The 18,244-nt window shown below is 69.2% G+C and carries 19 protein-coding genes; 17 read left to right on the top strand and 2 right to left on the bottom strand.

Annotated elements, in window-relative coordinates; genetic code table 11:
• The 11 genes from rplO to truA all read left to right on the top strand — a co-directional run bounded on the left by rplO (window position 1) and on the right by truA (window position 8,238).
• On the top strand, window positions 1–456 hold the full coding sequence (rplO, locus tag HTV45_RS28115; RefSeq protein WP_215208704.1) for a 50S ribosomal protein L15: 456 nt from the start codon (window positions 1–3) through the stop codon (window positions 454–456).
• Between the two features lie 244 nt (window positions 457–700).
• Window positions 701–2,014 (top strand): preprotein translocase subunit SecY, encoded by a 1,314-nt coding sequence (secY, locus tag HTV45_RS28110; protein WP_215208703.1) that lies wholly within the window; start codon window positions 701–703, stop codon window positions 2,012–2,014.
• On the top strand, window positions 2,014–2,667 hold the full coding sequence (locus HTV45_RS28105; RefSeq protein WP_215208702.1) for an adenylate kinase: 654 nt from the start codon (window positions 2,014–2,016) through the stop codon (window positions 2,665–2,667). The genes secY and HTV45_RS28105 overlap by 1 nt, the downstream gene beginning before the upstream one ends.
• Window positions 2,668–2,903: 236 nt before the next feature.
• Entirely contained in the window at window positions 2,904–3,740 is an 837-nt protein-coding gene (gene map / locus HTV45_RS28100; protein WP_215208701.1) for a type I methionyl aminopeptidase, read from the top strand.
• Window positions 3,741–3,902: 162 nt separating this feature from the next.
• Window positions 3,903–4,124, top strand: coding sequence for a translation initiation factor IF-1 (infA, locus tag HTV45_RS28095; RefSeq protein ID WP_003948620.1), 222 nt, complete (start codon window positions 3,903–3,905; stop codon window positions 4,122–4,124).
• A 59-nt stretch (window positions 4,125–4,183) separates the two neighbouring features.
• Window positions 4,184–4,297, top strand: a complete 114-nt coding sequence (gene rpmJ, locus HTV45_RS28090) for a 50S ribosomal protein L36 (protein ID WP_003974245.1) — start codon at window positions 4,184–4,186, stop codon at window positions 4,295–4,297.
• Between the two features lie 191 nt (window positions 4,298–4,488).
• A complete protein-coding gene (gene rpsM, locus HTV45_RS28085; protein ID WP_006140893.1) occupies window positions 4,489–4,869 on the top strand; it encodes a 30S ribosomal protein S13 in 381 nt (126 codons plus the stop codon).
• 64 nt (window positions 4,870–4,933) lie between these two features.
• Complete coding sequence (gene rpsK, locus HTV45_RS28080) at window positions 4,934–5,338, top strand: 30S ribosomal protein S11 (protein WP_003948617.1); 405 nt, start codon at window positions 4,934–4,936, stop codon at window positions 5,336–5,338.
• Window positions 5,339–5,509: 171 nt separating this feature from the next.
• Window positions 5,510–6,532, top strand: coding sequence for a DNA-directed RNA polymerase subunit alpha (locus tag HTV45_RS28075; protein ID WP_003966937.1), 1,023 nt, complete (start codon window positions 5,510–5,512; stop codon window positions 6,530–6,532).
• Window positions 6,533–6,736: 204 nt separating this feature from the next.
• Entirely contained in the window at window positions 6,737–7,252 is a 516-nt protein-coding gene (gene rplQ / locus HTV45_RS28070; protein ID WP_215208700.1) for a 50S ribosomal protein L17, read from the top strand.
• Window positions 7,253–7,395: 143 nt separating this feature from the next.
• Window positions 7,396–8,238 carry a tRNA pseudouridine(38-40) synthase TruA gene (truA, locus tag HTV45_RS28065; RefSeq protein ID WP_308309772.1) on the top strand — a complete coding sequence of 281 codons (843 nt, stop codon included), beginning with the start codon at window positions 7,396–7,398 and terminating at the stop codon, window positions 8,236–8,238.
• A 199-nt stretch (window positions 8,239–8,437) separates the two neighbouring features.
• On the opposite strand, the gene HTV45_RS28060 is transcribed toward truA, so the two are convergent.
• Window positions 8,438–9,352: a hypothetical protein gene (locus tag HTV45_RS28060; RefSeq protein WP_215208699.1), complete on the bottom strand. Its 915-nt coding sequence runs from the start codon at window positions 9,350–9,352 to the stop codon at window positions 8,438–8,440.
• Between the two features lie 74 nt (window positions 9,353–9,426).
• Here HTV45_RS28060 and HTV45_RS28055 point away from each other — a divergent pair, with 74 nt between their 5' ends.
• From HTV45_RS28055 to glmM, 4 genes are all read left to right on the top strand, one after another.
• Window positions 9,427–10,713: a glycosyltransferase family 87 protein gene (locus tag HTV45_RS28055; RefSeq protein WP_215208698.1), complete on the top strand. Its 1,287-nt coding sequence runs from the start codon at window positions 9,427–9,429 to the stop codon at window positions 10,711–10,713.
• 290 nt (window positions 10,714–11,003) lie between these two features.
• Window positions 11,004–11,447, top strand: a complete 444-nt coding sequence (gene rplM, locus HTV45_RS28050; protein ID WP_215208697.1) for a 50S ribosomal protein L13 — start codon at window positions 11,004–11,006, stop codon at window positions 11,445–11,447.
• A 42-nt stretch (window positions 11,448–11,489) separates the two neighbouring features.
• The gene (gene rpsI, locus HTV45_RS28045; RefSeq protein ID WP_215208696.1) at window positions 11,490–12,002 is read left to right on the top strand and encodes a 30S ribosomal protein S9; all 513 of its coding nucleotides are present in this window, start codon (window positions 11,490–11,492) and stop codon (window positions 12,000–12,002) included.
• 308 nt (window positions 12,003–12,310) lie between these two features.
• The gene (gene glmM, locus HTV45_RS28040; protein ID WP_215208695.1) at window positions 12,311–13,669 is read left to right on the top strand and encodes a phosphoglucosamine mutase; all 1,359 of its coding nucleotides are present in this window, start codon (window positions 12,311–12,313) and stop codon (window positions 13,667–13,669) included.
• A 428-nt stretch (window positions 13,670–14,097) separates the two neighbouring features.
• On the opposite strand, the gene coaA is transcribed toward glmM, so the two are convergent.
• Entirely contained in the window at window positions 14,098–15,087 is a 990-nt protein-coding gene (gene coaA / locus HTV45_RS28035) for a type I pantothenate kinase (RefSeq protein ID WP_215208694.1), read from the bottom strand.
• A 211-nt stretch (window positions 15,088–15,298) separates the two neighbouring features.
• On the opposite strand from coaA, the gene HTV45_RS28030 reads away from it, so the two are divergent.
• Both HTV45_RS28030 and glmS read left to right on the top strand, forming a co-directional pair.
• Window positions 15,299–16,078, top strand: coding sequence for a hypothetical protein (locus HTV45_RS28030; protein WP_215208693.1), 780 nt, complete (start codon window positions 15,299–15,301; stop codon window positions 16,076–16,078).
• A gap of 116 nt (window positions 16,079–16,194) precedes the next feature.
• Window positions 16,195–18,042 carry a glutamine--fructose-6-phosphate transaminase (isomerizing) gene (gene glmS / locus HTV45_RS28025; RefSeq protein WP_215208692.1) on the top strand — a complete coding sequence of 616 codons (1,848 nt, stop codon included), beginning with the start codon at window positions 16,195–16,197 and terminating at the stop codon, window positions 18,040–18,042.
• Window positions 18,043–18,244: the final 202 nt, after the last annotated feature.

Genomic DNA, 18,244 nt, shown 5'->3' with positions numbered 1-18,244 from the left:
ATGGCGGAGCAGAACCCGCTCAAGATCCACAACCTCCGTCCCGCCCCCGGCGCCAAGACCGCGAAGACCCGAGTCGGTCGTGGTGAGGCGTCGAAGGGTAAGACGGCCGGTCGTGGTACCAAGGGCACCAAGGCCCGTTACCAGGTTCCGGAGCGCTTCGAGGGTGGCCAGATGCCCCTCCACATGCGTCTCCCGAAGCTCAAGGGCTTCAAGAACCCGTTCAAGACCGAGTTCCAGGTCGTCAACCTGGACAAGCTCGCCTCCCTCTACCCCGAGGGCGGAGAGGTCACGGTCGAGGACCTGGTCAACAAGGGTGCCGTGCGCAAGAACAGCCTCGTCAAGGTCCTGGGCCAGGGCGAGATCTCCGTGGCGCTGCAGGTGACGGTCGACGCCGTCTCCGGCTCCGCCAAGGAGAAGATCACCGCCGCCGGCGGTACCGTCACCGAGCTCGTCTGATTTCTTCAGGTGTCCCGATGACGTAGAGCGATCCCGACCGGGGATACCCCACAAATGGGGTATCCCCGGTTGGTCGTTCCTAGGGGGGCATGGTCGCCGGTAAGGTGGCCTGCGCTGCCCATTGACCTCGGGTGCCCCATACGGGGCACTCACGGCGGCAGTTGACCGTTACGTAATCGTCCTTAGTCGGAATCTCAAGACCGTCACCCTTGACGCACTTGCGCGGGGGGTCGCAGGAGGCACCGTGCTCACCGCGTTCGCCCGGGCGTTCAAGACGCCCGACCTGCGCAAGAAGCTGCTCTTCACGCTCGGCATCATCGTCGTGTACCGCATTGGTACGAACGTCCCGATCCCTGGTGTCGACTACCGCAATGTCCAGGCGTGTATCGACAACGCCGAGACCGGCCAGGGCCTGCTGGGCCTGGTCAACATGTTCAGCGGTGGCGCGCTGCTCCAGATCACGATCTTCGCGCTGGGCATCATGCCGTACATCACCGCGAGCATCATCCTGCAGCTGCTGACCGTCGTGATCCCGCGTCTGGAAGCCCTGAAGAAGGAGGGCCAGGCCGGTACGGCGAAGATCACGCAGTACACCCGTTATCTGACGGTCGCGCTCGCCATCCTCCAGGGCACCGGGCTGGTGGCCACCGCGCGCAGCGGCTCCCTCTTCCCGGGCTGCCCCGTCGCCGGACAGATCGTCCCGGACCAGTCGATCTTCGTGACCATGACCATGGTCATCACGATGACCGCCGGTACGGCCGCGGTGATGTGGCTCGGCGAGCTGATCACCGACCGCGGTATCGGCAACGGCATGTCGATCCTGATGTTCATCTCGATCGCCGCGACCTTCCCCTCCGCCTTGTGGGCCATCAAGGAGCAGGGCAGCCTGGCGGACGGCTGGATCGAGTTCGGCACCGTCATGATCGTCGGATTCGTCATGGTCGCCCTGGTCGTCTTCGTCGAGCAGGCCCAGCGCCGGATCCCGGTGCAGTACGCCAAGCGCATGATCGGCCGCCGCTCCTACGGCGGCACGTCCACCTACATCCCGCTCAAGGTGAACCAGGCGGGCGTCATCCCCGTCATCTTCGCCTCGTCGCTGCTCTACATTCCCGCTCTGATCGTTCAGTTCTCCAATTCCCAGTCGGGCTGGGCGACCTGGATCACGACGAACCTGGCGGACACCGGCGCGACGCCGCACATCATCCTGTACTTCGTGCTGATCGTCTTCTTCGCCTTCTTCTACGTGGCCATTACCTTCAACCCCGAAGAAGTCGCCGACAACATGAAGAAGTATGGTGGCTTCATCCCGGGCATCCGGGCTGGCCGACCGACCGCTGAGTACCTGAGCTTTGTACTCAACCGGATCACCTGGCCGGGTTCGCTGTATCTGGGGCTGATCTCTCTCGTGCCGACAATGGCGTTGGCTGGTTTCGGGGCAAACCAGAACTTCCCGTTCGGCGGGACCAGCATCCTGATCATCGTGGGTGTCGGTCTCGAGACCGTGAAGCAGATCGAGAGCCAGCTTCAGCAGCGCAATTACGAAGGGTTCCTCCGCTGATGCGAATCGTCCTCGTCGGGCCGCCGGGTGCCGGTAAGGGTACGCAGGCCACCCGCCTTGCCGAGAAACTGCGCATCCCGCACATCTCCACGGGCGACCTGTTCCGCGCCAACATCAGCCGGCAGACCGAGCTCGGCAAGCTCGCGAAGTCGTATATGGACGCGGGCAATCTCGTCCCCGACGAGGTCACCATCGCCATGGCCAAGGACCGCATGGAGCAGCCCGACGCCGAGGGCGGTTTCCTGCTGGACGGTTTCCCGCGCAATGTGTCGCAGGCCGGGGCGCTGGACGAACTGCTGCAGACCGAGGGCATCAAGCTGGACGCGGTGCTCGATCTGGAGGCTCCCGAGGACGAGGTCGTCAAGCGGATCGCCGGACGGCGCGTCTGCCGCAACGACTCGGCGCACGTGTTCCACGCGACGTACAGCCCGCCGAAGCAGGAGGGTGTGTGCGACACCTGTGGTGGTGAGCTGTACCAGCGGGACGACGACTCGGAGTCGACGGTACGGACGCGGCTGGAGGTCTACCACACGCAGACCGAGCCGATCATCGGCTACTACCGGGCGCAGGGGCTGGTCGTGACCATCTCCGCGATGGGGCCGGTCGACGAGGTCACCACGCGTGCGCTGGAGGCGCTGAAGAGCGGTAAGTAGGTCGTGTCGCGTGCTTGCAGCCGCGGTTCCCTTCCAGGGGGCCGCGGCTGTGGCTTGGGCGGGGCGGTGCGCGGGCCGGCGTGTGCGGGGTGCCGTCGGCCCGCCCCTGCCTCCATCGCCCCAGCGGCACGGCTGCCCACGGTGGACGGTGGGCGGGGGAGTGGGGGAAGGGAGCGGGCCCGTATCGTTGGAGGGGTTGGTATTTCTCCACTGGTCGCAGAAAGGCCGTCGTCCCCATGGTGCAGATCAAGAGCCCTGAGCAGATCGCCACGATGCGTGAGGCGGGGCTGGTCGTCGCCGCCATTCACGCGGCCACCCGCGAGGCCGCCGTGCCCGGGGCCTCGACGAAGGATCTGGACGAGGTCGCCCGCAAGGTGCTCGCCGAGCACAACGCCAAGTCGAACTTCCTCGGCTACGGGGGCTTCCCGGCGACCATCTGCACCTCGGTGAACGAGGTCGTCGTGCACGGCATCCCCTCCGGCGACGTCGTCCTCAAGGACGGCGACGTGATCTCCATCGACTGCGGTGCGGTCATCGACGGCTGGCACGGCGACGCCGCCTACACCGCGTTCGTCGGGTCCGGCCACTCCCCGGAACTGGTCGAGCTGTCCCGGGTGACCGAGGAGTCGATGTGGGCCGGCATCGCGGCCATGAAGCAGGGCAACCGGCTCGTCGACGTCTCCCGCGCGATCGAGACGTACATCCGCCGGCAGCCGAAGCCGGGCGGCGGCAAGTACGGGATCATCGAGGACTACGGCGGCCACGGCATCGGCACCGAGATGCACATGGACCCGCATCTGCTGAACTACGTCGAGCGCAAGCGGGGCAAGGGCCCGAAGCTGGTCCCCGGTTTCTGCCTGGCGATCGAGCCGATGGTCTCCCTGGGCACCCCGAAGACCGAGGTCCTCTCCGACGACTGGACGGTCATCACGACCGACGGCACGTGGTCGTCGCACTGGGAGCACTCCGTCGCCCTCACCGAGCGGGGACCGCTGGTCCTGACGGCTCCGGACGGCGGCAGGACCAAGCTGGCGGAGATGGGCATCACCGCCGCTCCCGACCCTCTTGGTTAAGGATCTCCGGTGTGGGGCAGGATCTCTCGATTCGTGTTTCCGGGTGCGCTGACGTAGACTGACTCGTCGGCTCTTGTGCACCCGCATGTCTGCATGTACTCACAATGTTCTCACGCGGTGCACGCCAGAGTCGATCAAGGTAGTCGATTCGAAGGGCGAAGCGTGGCCAAGAAGCAAGGTGCCATCGAGATCGAAGGCACTGTCGTCGAGTCTCTCCCGAACGCCATGTTCAAGGTGGAGCTCCAGAACGGCCACCAGGTCCTGGCTCACATCAGCGGCAAGATGCGTATGCACTACATCCGCATCCTCCCTGACGACCGGGTCGTGGTGGAGCTGTCTCCGTACGACCTGACGCGTGGCCGGATCGTCTACCGGTACAAGTAGATCTTGCCCGCGCCCCGGTTCGCCGGGGTGATGGCACTGACCCGGAGAACCTCACACCCATGAAGGTCAAGCCGAGCGTCAAGAAGATCTGCGACAAGTGCAGGGTGATCCGCCGTCACGGCCGGGTCATGGTCATCTGCGACAACCCGCGCCACAAGCAGCGCCAGGGCTGACCGCAGCACGATCGACCCTCTGCGACTTCGCAGAACTTCGCGCGACGCGAGCAGTACACGTTCATACGCAGGTCCCGAGCCGTATGGCTCGACACCCCCGGCTCGGAGGCCGGGGACCCGGTCCGTACCTCGTACGGCGGGCTGGGAAGCGGGCCTGCGGAAGACCTCCGACAACTAACTGGAGCCATTGAATGGCACGCGTTTCCGGTGTTGACATCCCGCGCGAAAAGCGCGTGGAGATCGCCCTCACCTATGTGTTCGGCATCGGCCGGACCCTTTCGCAGCAGACGCTGGCCGCTACCGGCGTCGACCCGAACACCCGCGTTCGCGACCTCTCCGAGGAGCAGCTCGTCGCGATCCGTGAGTTCGTGGACAACAACATCAAGACCGAGGGCGACCTCCGTCGCGAGATCCAGGCCGACATCCGCCGCAAGGTCGAGATCGGTACCTACCAGGGTCTGCGACACCGTCGTGGTCTGCCCGTCCGCGGTCAGCGCACCAGCACCAACGCGCGTACCCGCAAGGGCCCGCGTCGCGCCATCGCCGGCAAGAAGAAGCCGGGCAAGAAGTAGTCCTCAGCGGACGCTCATCCAGCGGTCTTGCTGCAGGACCGACCACCTCCCGTAGGAGTAATAGATGCCCCCCAAGGGTCGTCAGGGCGCTGCCAAGAAGGTGCGCCGCAAGGAAAAGAAGAACGTCGCTCACGGCCACGCGCACATCAAGAGCACGTTCAACAACACGATCGTCTCCATCACGGACCCGACCGGCAACGTGATCTCCTGGGCCTCCGCCGGCCACGTCGGCTTCAAGGGTTCCCGGAAGTCCACGCCGTTCGCCGCGCAGATGGCCGCCGAGTCGGCTGCCCGCCGCGCCCAGGAGCACGGCATGCGCAAGGTCGACGTGTTCGTCAAGGGCCCGGGCTCCGGTCGTGAGACCGCGATCCGCTCCCTGCAGGCCACGGGCCTCGAGGTCGGCTCCATCCAGGACGTCACCCCGACCCCGCACAACGGCTGCCGCCCGCCCAAGCGCCGCCGCGTCTGATTTCGCGCGACGGCCCTCCCCGCCGCCGCGGGGAGGATCCGCGCCGTCGCGTGTGATCTCGCTTCACCAGGGTTTTCCGGGCGGTACGACTCTTTCGGGTCGTATCGCCCGTACCCTTGCAGTACTGGTCGGGCGTCAAATAGCGGGCGCCCCTGACTGAAGGATCTCTCCATGCTGATCGCTCAGCGTCCCTCGTTGACCGAAGAGGTCGTCGACGAATTCCGCTCCCGGTTCGTGATCGAGCCGCTGGAGCCGGGCTTCGGCTACACCCTCGGCAACTCCCTCCGCCGTACCCTCCTGTCGTCGATCCCCGGTGCCGCTGTCACCAGCATCCGCATCGACGGCGTCCTGCACGAGTTCACCACCGTGCCGGGCGTCAAGGAGGACGTCACCGACCTGATCCTCAACATCAAGCAGCTGGTCGTCTCCTCGGAGCACGACGAGCCGGTCGTGATGTACCTGCGCAAGCAGGGCCCGGGTCTGGTCACCGCCGCCGACATCGCCCCGCCGGCCGGTGTCGAGGTGCACAACCCCGACCTCGTCCTCGCCACGCTCAACGGCAAGGGCAAGCTGGAGATGGAGCTGACGGTCGAGCGCGGCCGCGGTTACGTCTCGGCCGTGCAGAACAAGCAGGTCGGTCAGGAGATCGGGCGCATCCCGGTCGACTCGATCTACTCGCCGGTTCTCAAGGTCACCTACAAGGTCGAGGCGACCCGTGTCGAGCAGCGCACCGACTTCGACAAGCTGATCGTCGACGTCGAGACCAAGCAGGCCATGCGTCCGCGTGACGCCATGGCGTCGGCCGGTAAGACCCTGGTCGAGCTGTTCGGTCTGGCCCGCGAGCTCAACATCGACGCCGAGGGCATCGACATGGGCCCGTCGCCCACGGACGCCGCCCTCGCCGCCGATCTGGCGCTGCCGATCGAGGAGCTGGAGCTCACCGTTCGGTCGTACAACTGCCTCAAGCGTGAGGGCATCCACTCCGTGGGTGAGCTCGTCGCGCGCAGCGAGGCCGACCTGCTCGACATCCGCAACTTCGGTGCGAAGTCGATCGACGAGGTCAAGGCGAAGCTGGCGGGCATGGGTCTCGCGCTGAAGGACTCGCCCCCCGGGTTCGACCCCACCGCCGCTGCGGACGCGTTCGGCGCGGACGACGACGCGGACGCGGGCTTCGTGGAGACCGAGCAGTACTAGGCGCTCCGCGAGGAGGCCTGATTCTCGGGTGCGGGTCCGCTGTGGCTTGTCGCGCCCCCGCGACGGAGTCGCATACCGACACCTCCCCGCGCCCCTTCCGGGGCGCCCCTTCGGGGTCGCCCCGGATCTCCGACAGACAACCGTCTGCTCGGATACTGACTCCGGTACCTGATACGGCCGGGGCAGACACCTAGGAGAAACACCATGCCGAGGCCCACCAAGGGTGCCCGTATGGGCGGCAGCGCCGCGCACGAGAAGCTCCTCCTCGCGAACCTCGCGAAGGCGCTGTTCGAGCACGGCCGCATCACCACCACCGAGGCGAAGGCGCGCAAGCTGCGTCCGTACGCCGAGCGTCTGGTCACCAAGGCGAAGAAGGGCGACCTTCACAACCGCCGTCAGGTGCTCCAGGTCATCACGGACAAGAGCATCGTCCACACGCTCTTCACCGAGATCGGCCCGCGGTACGAGAACCGTCCCGGTGGCTACACCCGCATCACCAAGATCGGTAACCGCCGTGGCGACAACGCGCCCATGGCCGTCATCGAGCTGGTCGAGGCGCTGACGGTTCAGCAGACCGCGGTCGGCGAGGCCGAGGCTGCGACGAAGCGTTCCGCGAAGGACGCCGAGGGCGCTGACGCTGAGGCCGCCGAGACCAAGGCGGACCTGTCCAAGGACGAGGCGGTCGAGGCTGCCCCGGCCGAGGAGCCGAAGGACGCGTAAGCGTTCTGATGGGGGACTGGTCGTTCGCGGCTGCGGATTCTTCGTGGCCGGTCGCACAGTTCCCGGCGTCCCTCTGGGGCGCGCTGCGGGCCCGTTCCTTCCGAAGGAGCGGGCCCGCTTCTCGTGGGTGAGAGGATCTCGGTGTGAGTGACGAAGTGCGGGTGCGGCTGGACCTTTCCTACGACGGAGCCGGGTTCTCCGGGTGGGCCAGGCAGGCCGGGGGACGGCGGACCGTACAGGGCGAGATCGAGGACGCGCTGCGGACCGTGACGCGGTCCGGGGGGACGACGTACGAGCTGACCGTGGCGGGGCGGACCGACGCCGGTGTGCACGCCCGGGGCCAGGTCGCGCACGTCGACCTTCCGCGGGAGGTGTGGGCCGAGCACCACACCAAGCTGCTGAAGCGGCTCGCCGGGCGGCTGCCGAGGGACGTGCGGGTGTGGGCGCTCAGGGAGGCGCCGCCCGGGTTCGACGCGCGGTTCTCCGCGATCTGGCGGCGCTACGCCTACCGGGTCACCGACAACCCCGGGGGAGTGGACCCGCTGCTGCGCGGTCATGTGCTGTGGCACGACTGGCCGTTGGACGTCGACGCCATGAGAACGGCCGCGCGCGGGCTGCTGGGGGAGCACGACTTCGCCGCCTACTGCAAGAAGCGGGAGGGGGCCACGACCATCCGGACGCTCCAGGAGCTGAGCCTGGAGCGCGGCGGTGACGGGATCATCACCGCCACCGTGCGGGCGGACGCCTTCTGCCACAACATGGTGCGCTCACTGATCGGCGCCCTGCTGTTCGTCGGCGACGGCCACCGCCCGCCGGACTGGCCCGGGAAGGTCCTGGCGGCGGGCGTCCGGGACTCGGCCGTCCATGTCGTACGCCCGCACGGCCTGACCCTGGAAGAGGTCGGCTACCCGGCCGACGAGCAGTTGGCGGCCCGCAGCAGGGAAGCCCGCAACAAGCGGACCCTGCCCACCGCCCGCTGCTGCTGAGGGTGGGGCGGCTTCGGCAACTGGTGCACCGACATCCCCTTCGAGGGGACGCGTTCCTGGACGCCGAAGGTCGACCGGGTCTGCTCAGGTCCGGCCGGACGGTCTTCCCGGACGGCGCGACCGAGCCCGCGGCCGACTCCGCCGCCGCGGGCACCAGGTACGTGAACACGCTGTCAGGGAAGGGCTCACCGGGCGGCGGTCAGCCCGCCTGGGCCGCCGCGGATGCCTGGGCCTCGCCCCGGCGGCGGATCTGACGGAAGGTGAACTCCTGGAGGTCGTCGCCGGTGGCGAAGACGGCCTTGTCCTTCTCCGTCACGTCCTTGCCGTCGGTGAAGCCGGCCAGGGTGAAGTAGGCGTAGCGGCCGAGGGCGTTGCGGGTGGAGCGGCAGACCGCGCCGGAGCAGAAGTCCTTCACGCCGCCGCCCGACAGCGACTTGACGATGCTCTTGCCGTCGGTCTGCCCGCGGGCCTTGGCCGCCTGCGCCTGGGTGTCGAAGACGGCGACGCCCACCGTCACCGCCACGTCGTCCTTGGTGTAGGTGACCCGGATCAGGCGTGTGCAGCCGTTGTCGGTGAGCGCCTTGGGGAGGGTGGCCCTCGCGGCCGAGGCGCAGTTCCCGGTGTCCGCCGTCGGGCCCTTCTTGTACACCGTCCCACCCATGGTCAGCTGGGTGCCCGGGAAGAGGATGTCGGGGCTGAGCGGGGCCTTGTCCTTCACCGCGCTGGCGATGAAGTCGTTCGGGTCCAGTGGAGGCGGGGCGCTGGTCGGGGCGAACGACGGGACCGTGCCCGTCGGGCTCGGTACGGCGACGTCGGTGGCACCGGGCAGCTGGGACGACGCGCCCGGTGAGGCCTGGTCGCCGCCGTTCGCCGAGACGACGGCGACCGCCACGGCCGTGCCTATCGCGACGGTGGCGAGTGCGCCGCCGCCTATGAACAGCAGCCGGCGCCGCTTGGCCCGCGCCTCGGAAGCGTCGGCGAGCGCGGCCCAGTCGGGTGACTGGCCCCCGCCCCCGCCGTCGCCGCTCCACGGCTGCTGCGGCTGCTGCGGCTGCTGGGAATTCGGTTTCCAGGGATCCCACTGCTGCGGAGGTCCCCCCTGCCCAAAGCTCATGGGGCGCATCTTAGACGTGCCTTGGGGTGTGCTGGTCCTCCTCAACGGCTGTCGCAGGCCGTAGCGTTGCGCCCATGGTGATGGACAAAAGCGACATCTCGGGGTGGTTGGTGCGGCCCGCGGGCGTCGCCGCGTGGGCCGGACTGGCGGCCGTGCTGGGGGCGCTGACGGTCCGCACGGTGCTGGTGACCTCGGGCGGAGGCATGGACAACGCGATCGTCGTGGACGCCGCGCGCACCTGGCTGGACGGTGGATCGCCCTACGACGACCGGCACTTCCTCTACTTTCCGAGTGCGGTCATGGCGGCCGTTCCGCAGGCGCTGCTGCCATGGTCCGTGCTCGATGTGCTGGTGCCGGTGGTGGTGACCGTCGCCCTCGCGCTGGGCTGGGTCTGTGCCCTGCGGCTGCACCGGGTGCCGCTGCACAGCCGGCTCGCCGCCCTCGGGCTGCTGGGCCTCGCGGCCGGATTCGCGCCGTTCGGGCAGCTGGTGCGGCTGGGGAACTGGACGGTGACGGCCGCGCTGGCGCTGCCCCTGTCCCTGCTGCTGGCGAGCCGGGGCCGCTGGACGGCGGCGGGCGCGGTCATCGGAGTGGCGGTGGCGGTGAAGCCGCTGCTCGCGCCGATGGTGCTGCTGTTCCTCTTCGCGCGCCGGTGGAGGGCACTGGCCGTGGTGGTTCTGGTGCCCGCGGTCACCTCGGTGGTGGCCGCCCTGTTCCTGCCCGACCCCACGGGCTTCCTCACCCGCACCCTGCCCTTCCTGCTGAGCGGCGACGACGCCTTCGTGCGGCTCTACGAGGCCGGGCCCGCGGCCGTGCTGCCCCGGCTCGGCGCGCCCCAGGCGCCGGCCACGGCGCTGGCCCTGCTCGCGGCCGCCGTCGGGGTGTGGTGCGGGTACCGCCGCTGGCGGGGGCCCGGGCCCGTGTCGCTGCGCCTCGCCGAGACGTCCGCGGGGCTGATGCTCTCGGCGTTCCTGGTGTCGCGGCCCTCCTACAACCACTACCTGCTGGTCGTCCTGCCCCTGCTGCTCGCCGGCCTGCCGTATGCCGGGTCGGTGGCCCGGCGGCCCTGGTTCTGGCTCGCGCTGGTGCCGCAGCTGCCGGGGGTGACCTGGCCGTGGCTGGAGTCGGGGAAACGCCGGGCCTTCCGGGACGCGGTCACGCTGTGTGTACTGGCGGGGACGGTCGCGTATCACTGCGTGCGGGGCGAGCGAGGGGAGCAGGGGGAGAGAGGGGAGCAGGGGGAGCGGGGGGAACGGGACGGGGAGCGGGAGGGCCGTGGGGTGGCTGGGGCGTCGCGGACTCCGGGTCGTCCGGTGCCTGGCGGCGTGGTGTCCGAGGTGCGGGGGAGCGAGGGTGTGTGATGCGCGGGACGCGGGAGGCGGGGGAGGCGCCGGGTGAGGCCGTAGAATCGGTTGTGGCCACCGGCGGTGAGCTCGTTTTGACCCGCCTGGCTGAGCATGGGTATTCTGCATGTTCGTTGTGTGTAGTGGCTTGCTCATTCTCACGTGAGGGGCCCTTACACCGGTCCACCGGACCGATGACCAGCGACCAGCGCGCGGTTTGCGTCACCGCAGTGCGGTCAGGGCTGTCGTGATCGTCTTCGGTGACCTTGTCAGGACCACATTCACTGAAGAAGCGAAGGCTACGAACCGTGCGTACGTACAGCCCCAAGCCCGGCGATGTGACGCGCCAGTGGCACGTCATCGACGCTCAGGACATCGTCCTGGGTCGTCTGGCCACCACTGCGGCCTCCATCCTGCGCGGCAAGCACAAGCCGATCTACGCGCCCCACGTCGACACCGGTGACTTCGTCATCATCATCAACGCGGACAAGGTGCACCTCTCCGGAAACAAGCGGACCCAGAAGATGGCGTACCGCCACTCGGGCTACCCGGGTGGTCTGCGCTCCGTCCGCTACGACGAGCTGCTCGCGAAGAACCCCGAGAAGGCCGTCGAGAAGGCCGTCAAGGGCATGCTCCCCAAGAACACCCTGGGCCGTCAGATGCTGTCGAAGCTGAAGGTCTACTCGGGCGACCAGCACCCGCACGCTGCCCAGCAGCCGGTGCCGTTCGAGATCACCCAGGTCGCGCAGTAAGTCCGGCCACCCCCTAAGACTGAACTGAATCTGAGGAGCATCGTGGCCGAGACCACTGCCGAGCAGCCGCTCGAAGAGCTTGACATCGACAGCTACACCACCGAGTCCGAGGTGCCCGTCGAGGGCGAGTACACCTCGGAGTCCATGGCCTCCCGCTTCGGCGAGCCCCAGCCGGCCGCCGGGCTGGGCCGTCGCAAGAACGCCATCGCCCGCGTCCGGATCGTCCCGGGCACCGGCAAGTGGAAGATCAACGGTCGCACCCTCGAGGACTACTTCCCGAACAAGGTGCACCAGCAGGAAGTCAACGAGCCCTTCAAGGTGCTCGAGCTCGACGACCGTTACGACGTCATCGCCCGCATCGCGGGTGGCGGTGTCTCCGGTCAGGCCGGTGCGCTCCGTCTGGGTGTCGCCCGTGCGCTGAACGAGGCGGACGTCGACAACAACCGCGGCGCCCTGAAGAAGGCCGGCTTCCTCAAGCGCGACGACCGTGCGGTCGAGCGCAAGAAGGCCGGTCTGAAGAAGGCCCGTAAGGCCCCGCAGTACAGCAAGCGCTGATCCCAGGCGCTCGCGCGTACTCCGAACGCCCCGGCGGCACGCCACAGTGCTGCCGGGGCGTTCGTCTATTTACTGCCGTGGGCGTATAACGTCACAAGGCGCTCAAACGCTAATGTGATCGGATGGTCGGATGGCCGGGCGTTGTCCTCATGGTGAACGCCCGGGATGCGGAGCCGCACTCGCCTTGCGACCGTCGAACACATCACAAGCTTCGTCAGTGGCGCAACCGTCGGCCGTACAGGTGGGTCCAACGCCTCGGCGGAACCCCTGGTTCGGCTTTTCATACTGACGCTTCTTCAGGAGGACAAGTGGGACGACTCTTCGGCACGGACGGTGTGCGCGGTGTCGCCAACGCGGACCTGACGGCGGAAATGGCGCTCGGCCTGTCCGTCGCCGCCGCGCACGTACTGGCCGAGGCGGGCACGTTCGAAGGGCACCGGCCCACCGCCGTGGTCGGACGTGATCCGCGCGCGTCCGGGGAGTTCCTGGAAGCCGCCGTGGTCGCGGGCCTGGCGAGCGCGGGCGTGGATGTCCTGCGGGTCGGAGTGCTGCCGACACCCGCGGTGGCACACCTCACCGGTGCCCTCCGCGCCGACCTCGGTGTCATGCTCTCCGCCAGCCACAACGCCATGCCGGACAACGGCGTCAAGTTCTTCGCCCGCGGCGGTCACAAACTCGCCGACGAACTGGAGAACCGGATCGAGTCCGTGTACGAGGAGCACCGCACCGGCGCCCCCTGGGACCGCCCGACCGGGGCCGGCGTCGGTCGTGTGCGGGACTACGGGGAAGGGCTCGACACCTACGTCGCCCACCTCGTCGGCGTGCTCCCGAACCGGCTGGACGGGCTGAAGATCGTCCTCGACGAGGCGCACGGTGCCGCCGCGAAGGTGTCGCCGGAGGCGTTCACCCGGGCCGGGGCCGAGGTCATCACGATCGGTGCCGAGCCGGACGGGCTCAACATCAACGACGGGTGCGGCTCGACCCACCTCGGCCTGCTGAAGGCCGCGGTCGTCGAGCACGGGGCCGCGCTGGGGATCGCCCACGACGGTGACGCCGACCGGTGCCTGGCCGTGGACCACACCGGTGAGGAGGTCGACGGCGACCAGATCCTCGCGGTGCTGGCGCTGGCGATGCGGGAGCGGTCCGCGCTGCGGTCCGACACCGTCGTCGCGACGGTGATGTCCAATCTCGGCTTCAAGCTGGCGATGGAGCGGGAGGGCATCCAGCTGGTGCAGACCGCTGTCGGGGACCGGTACGTGCTGGAGGAGATGAAGAACGGGGGCTACGCCCTCGGGGGCGAGCAGTCCGGGCACGTCATCATCCTCGACCACGCGACGACCGGTGACGGCACGCTGACCGGGCTGCTGCTCGCGGCGCGCGTCGCGGGGAGCGGGCGTCCGCTGCGGGAGCTGGCGTCGGTGATGTCGCGTCTGCCGCAGGTGCTCATCAACGTCCCGGATGTGGACAGGTCCCGGGTGCGGACCTCCGCGGAGCTCGCCGCAGCGGTGGGTGAGGCGGAACGGGAGCTGGGCGAGACGGGGCGTGTGCTCCTGCGGCCCTCGGGGACGGAACCGCTGGTCCGCGTCATGGTCGAGGCCGCGGACATCGACCAGGCGCGGTCGGTGGCGGGGCGGCTGGCGGACGCGGTGAAGTCGGCGCTGGGATAGCCGGCGGCGCGGAGGCTGTTCGGCGGTGGTGCGGGTGCGCCGGTGGCTGTCCGGTGGGGGTGCGGGATGTATGCCTGCGGCGCAGCTTTCGATTCGGTGGGGGTGGGCGTAGCGCCCAGGGGCGGTGGGTGGGTCGGGGTCGGGTCGAGGTGTCCGTCCTCGGACCGGCGCGGAATCGGTCATTCGGCAGGGCTGGGGTGTTGACGCGCCAGTCGCTGCGGGCGGGCACCCCCGCCCCGTCCCCTTCCCGCCGCGCGACCCCTCGCCGGCCGCGGGCAGTCGTGCCGCCGGGGCGCGGCACCCGGGTTGTGCAGCACTCCCCCCGCCCAGCGCTGGAACCGGGTGACCCATGAAGCACCGGGCCGAGTAGCGGCCTCTGCCTGGCTGTACACCCCGGCCGGAGGGCCCTGTCGGCCCCGGGGGAGCCCTTACAGCTTGCGCAGGCTGAGGCGCTGGACCTTGTGGTCCGGGCCCTTGCGCAGGATCAGGGCGGCCCGGCCCCGGGTGGGGGCGATGTTCTCCACGAGGTTCGGCTTGTTGATCGTCCGCCACATCGTGCGGGCGTAGTCGAGGGCCTCGTCCTCGGAGACCTGCGTGTACTTGCGGAAGTACGAGGACGGGTCCTGGAACGCGGTCTCGCGCAGCCGCTTGAAGCGGTTGAGGTACCAGCGCTCGATGTCCTCGGCGCGGGCGTCGACGTACACGCTGAAGTCGAAGTAGTCGGCGAGGCCCACGCGTGTGCGGCCGTCCTGGCCGGGCAGGGCAGGCTGGAGGACGTTGAGGCCCTCGACGATCAGGATGTCCGGACGGCGCACGGTGAGCTTCTCGCCCGGCACGATGTCATAGATCAGGTGGGAGTAGACGGGCGCGGTGACCTCGCCCTTGCCCGCCTTGATGTCGGCGACGAAGCGGGTGAGCGCGCGGCGGTCGTAGGACTCGGGGAAGCCCTTGCGCGACATCAGCCCGCGTTCCTGGAGCTTCTCGGTCGGCAGCAGGAAGCCGTCCGTGGTGACCAGCTCCACCCGTGGATGCTCGGGCCAGCGCGACAGCAGGGCACGGAGCAGGCGGGCGACCGTGGACTTGCCGACGGCGACGGAGCCGGCGACCCCTATGACGAAGGGTGTGCCCGACTGGGAGCCCTGCTCACCGAGGAAGGTGTTCAGCGCGCTGCGGAGACCGGCGGTGGCACCGACGTAGAGGTTGAGCAGCCGGGACAGCGGCAGGTAGATGTCCCGCACCTCGTCGAGGTCGATGACGTCACCGAGTCCGCGCAGTTGTTCGACCTCCGCCGCGGACAGCGGCAGCGGAGTCTTCTCGCGCAGCGCGCTCCATTCGGCGCGGGTGAGGTCGACGTAGGGAGTCGCCTCCGGCCGATGCCGGTGGGCGCTCCGGGGGATCGAGGAGACCGGATAGATCACAGTCCATTGTTAACGGAGTTCGAACGGGGCGACAGGTGGGCTGCGTCACGCTCGTTCGCCCGCGGGACCCCTGCCGTACTCCTTGCAGATCACGCGTGGATCACGGTAGGGATCCGAGGGGGCGATCTGGTGATCATTTCTGGTGGAGCTGTGTTTACAGTGCGGGAAATGTGCCGCGGATCTCGTCCGCGCCTTCGAGAAAGAGTCACCCGTGAGAACCAGCCCCGTCCGCCGTACGCTGCTCGCCGCTTCCGCTGTCACGTTCGCCCTGCTGGTCACCGGCTGCGGTGGCTCCGGTGACGAGGACAAGTCCGGCGAGGGCAAGGGCAAGGCCGACGCGACCGCTTCCGCCGCGCCGGCGGGTAAGGCGCTCACCGCCGCCGAGCTGGAGAAGGCCGTGCTCGCGCAGTCGGACGTCAAGGACGGCAAGGTGACGAAGGTCCCCGCCGCGGAAGATGTCGCCGCGGACAAGGTCAAGGCGGCGGACGCGGCCTGCCAGCCGCTCGCCCACCTGCAGATGAGCGTGCCCGCCGGCTCGCCGGCCGCCACGGTGAAGCGGGCCTGGACGAGCGAGCCGCAGAAGCCGGCCGCTGATGTCAGCCCCGAGGACGCGCTGCTCGCCGGCCTCGACGTGAACAAGATGATCGTCACGCTCGCCTCCTACGAGGACGGCGGCGCCGAGCAGGTCATCAAGGACGTGGACGCCGCCGTCGGCACGTGCGCCGGAGGCTTCGCCTATGACGCGATGGGCGAGCCGTTCAAGATCCTGGAGGTCGAGAAGACCCAGGCGTCCGGCGGCGACGAGACGGTCGCGATCACGGCGACCCTGGCCGCGGAGGAAGGCGTGAAGGCGCCCATGAAGCTGGTCGTCGCCCGCAAGGGCGCCACCGTCGCCTCCTTCACCGTCACCAACTTCGCCTCTGCCGCCACCGGCGAGGACTTCGACTTCCCGACGGCTGTCTCCGACGCCCAGCTCGGCAAGCTCGCCTGACGCATCCCGCGTTCCGTTCCCACCGGTGCCCGAGGCCTTCGTGCGCCGGTGGGAATTTCCGATTTCGGGCACGCGGTGGCCGTTTGTGGCGGCTGACGGACCGTAGGCTGCCGGGTATGTGCGGAATCGTGGGATACGTGGGGCCGCAGTCGGCGCTGGACGTCGTGACGGCCGGACTGAAGCGACTGGAGTACCGGGGCTACGACTCGGCGGGTGTCGCCGTGCAGGCCGACGGCGGGCTGGCCACGGCGAAGAAGGCCGGGAAGCTGGTCAACCTGGAGAAGGAGCTGGCCGACCGGCCGCTGCCGGCCGGGACGACCGGGATCGGCCACACCCGTTGGGCCACCCACGGCGGTCCGACCGACGCCAACGCCCATCCGCACCTCGACAACGCGGGCCGCGTCGCCGTCGTCCACAACGGCATCATCGAGAACTTCGCCGCGCTGCGTGAGGAGTTGGCCGAGCGCGGCCATGAACTCCGCTCCGAGACGGACACCGAAGTCGTCGCCCATCTGCTCGCCGAGGAGTTCTCCGGCTGCGCGGATCTCGCCGAGGCGATGCGGCTGGTGTGCCGGCGTCTGGAGGGCGCGTTCACCCTGGTGGCCGTCCACGCCGACGAACCGGACGTGGTCGTCGGCGCGCGCCGCAACTCGCCGCTGGTGGTGGGCGTGGGGGAGGGGGAGGCGTTCCTCGCCTCGGACGTGGCCGCGTTCATCGCGCACACCCGGGACGCCGTCGAGCTGGGTCAGGACCAGGTCGTCGAGGTGCGCCGCGACGCGGTCACCGTCACCGACTTCCACGGGGACGCGGCCGATGTCCGCGCGTACCACGTCGACTGGGACGCCTCCGCCGCCGAGAAGGGCGGCTACGACTACTTCATGCTCAAGGAGATCGCCGAGCAGCCGAAGGCCGTCGCCGACACGCTGCTGGGCCGGATCGACGGGGCGGGCTCGCTGACGCTGGACGAGGTCCGGATCCCGGCGGGCGTGCTGCGCGAGGTCGACAAGGTCGTCATCGTCGCCTGCGGTACCGCCTTCCACGCCGGGCTGATCGCCAAGTACGCCATCGAGCACTGGACGCGGCTGCCGTGTGAGGTGGAACTGGCGAGCGAGTTCCGCTACCGGGACCCGATCCTCGACCAGCAGACCCTGGTCATCGCCGTCTCCCAGTCCGGCGAGACCATGGACACGCTGATGGCGCTGCGGCACGCCCGCGAGCAGGGCGCCAAGGTCCTCGCGATCTGCAACACCAACGGCTCCACGATCCCGCGCGAGTCGGACGCGGTGCTGTACACGCACGCCGGGCCGGAGGTGGCCGTCGCCTCCACGAAGGCGTTCCTGACGCAGCTCGTCGCCTGCTACCTGGTCGCCCTGTACCTGGGCCAGGTGCGGGGCACCCAGTGGGCCGACGAGATCCGCGCGGTGGTGCGGGACCTGTCCTCCGTCTCCGGTGCGGTGGACCGCGTCCTGGAGACCATGGAGCCGGTACGGGAGCTGGCCCGGTCGCTGGCGGCGAAGAACACGGTGCTGTTCCTCGGACGCCATGTGGGCTACCCGGTGGCCCTGGAGGGGGCCCTGAAACTGAAGGAGCTCGCCTACATGCACGCGGAGGGCTTCGCTGCGGGTGAGCTGAAGCACGGGCCGATCGCGCTGATCGAGGACGACCTGCCGGTGGTGGTCGTCGTCCCCTCGCCGCGCGGGCGGTCGGTGCTCCACGACAAGATCGTCTCCAACATCCAGGAGATCCGGGCGCGCGGTGCCCGCACGATCGTCATCGCGGAGGAGGGCGACGAGGCGGTGGTGCCGTACGCGGACCACCTGATCCGCGTCCCGGTCACCCCCACGCTGCTCCAGCCGCTGGTGGCGACGGTGCCGCTGCAGGTCTTCGCCTGCGAGCTGGCCACGGCGCGGGGGAACGAGGTGGATCAGCCCCGGAACCTGGCGAAGTCGGTGACCGTGGAGTAGGCCGTGCCGGCCCGTCCGGCGCGGCCGCTGGTATCGCCGGCAGGCCCGGGCGACGGGTGGTGAGGGCCCCTGGAAACCGCCTCATGTCGCCGGGGCCTTGCTGTGCCGTACGAGGGAGAAAGAGGGGGAAAGGGTGAAAACGGGCGTGAGGGGTCGTGCGGCGGGCACCCGTCCGCCCGTCGGGCGCCGGTGCGCAAGGGAA

This window comes from Streptomyces sp. CHD11, from assembly GCF_018638295.1.
In the GTDB taxonomy this organism is placed as follows: domain Bacteria; phylum Actinomycetota; class Actinomycetes; order Streptomycetales; family Streptomycetaceae; genus Streptomyces.
This window is presented reverse-complemented; position numbering and strand designations above follow the sequence as displayed.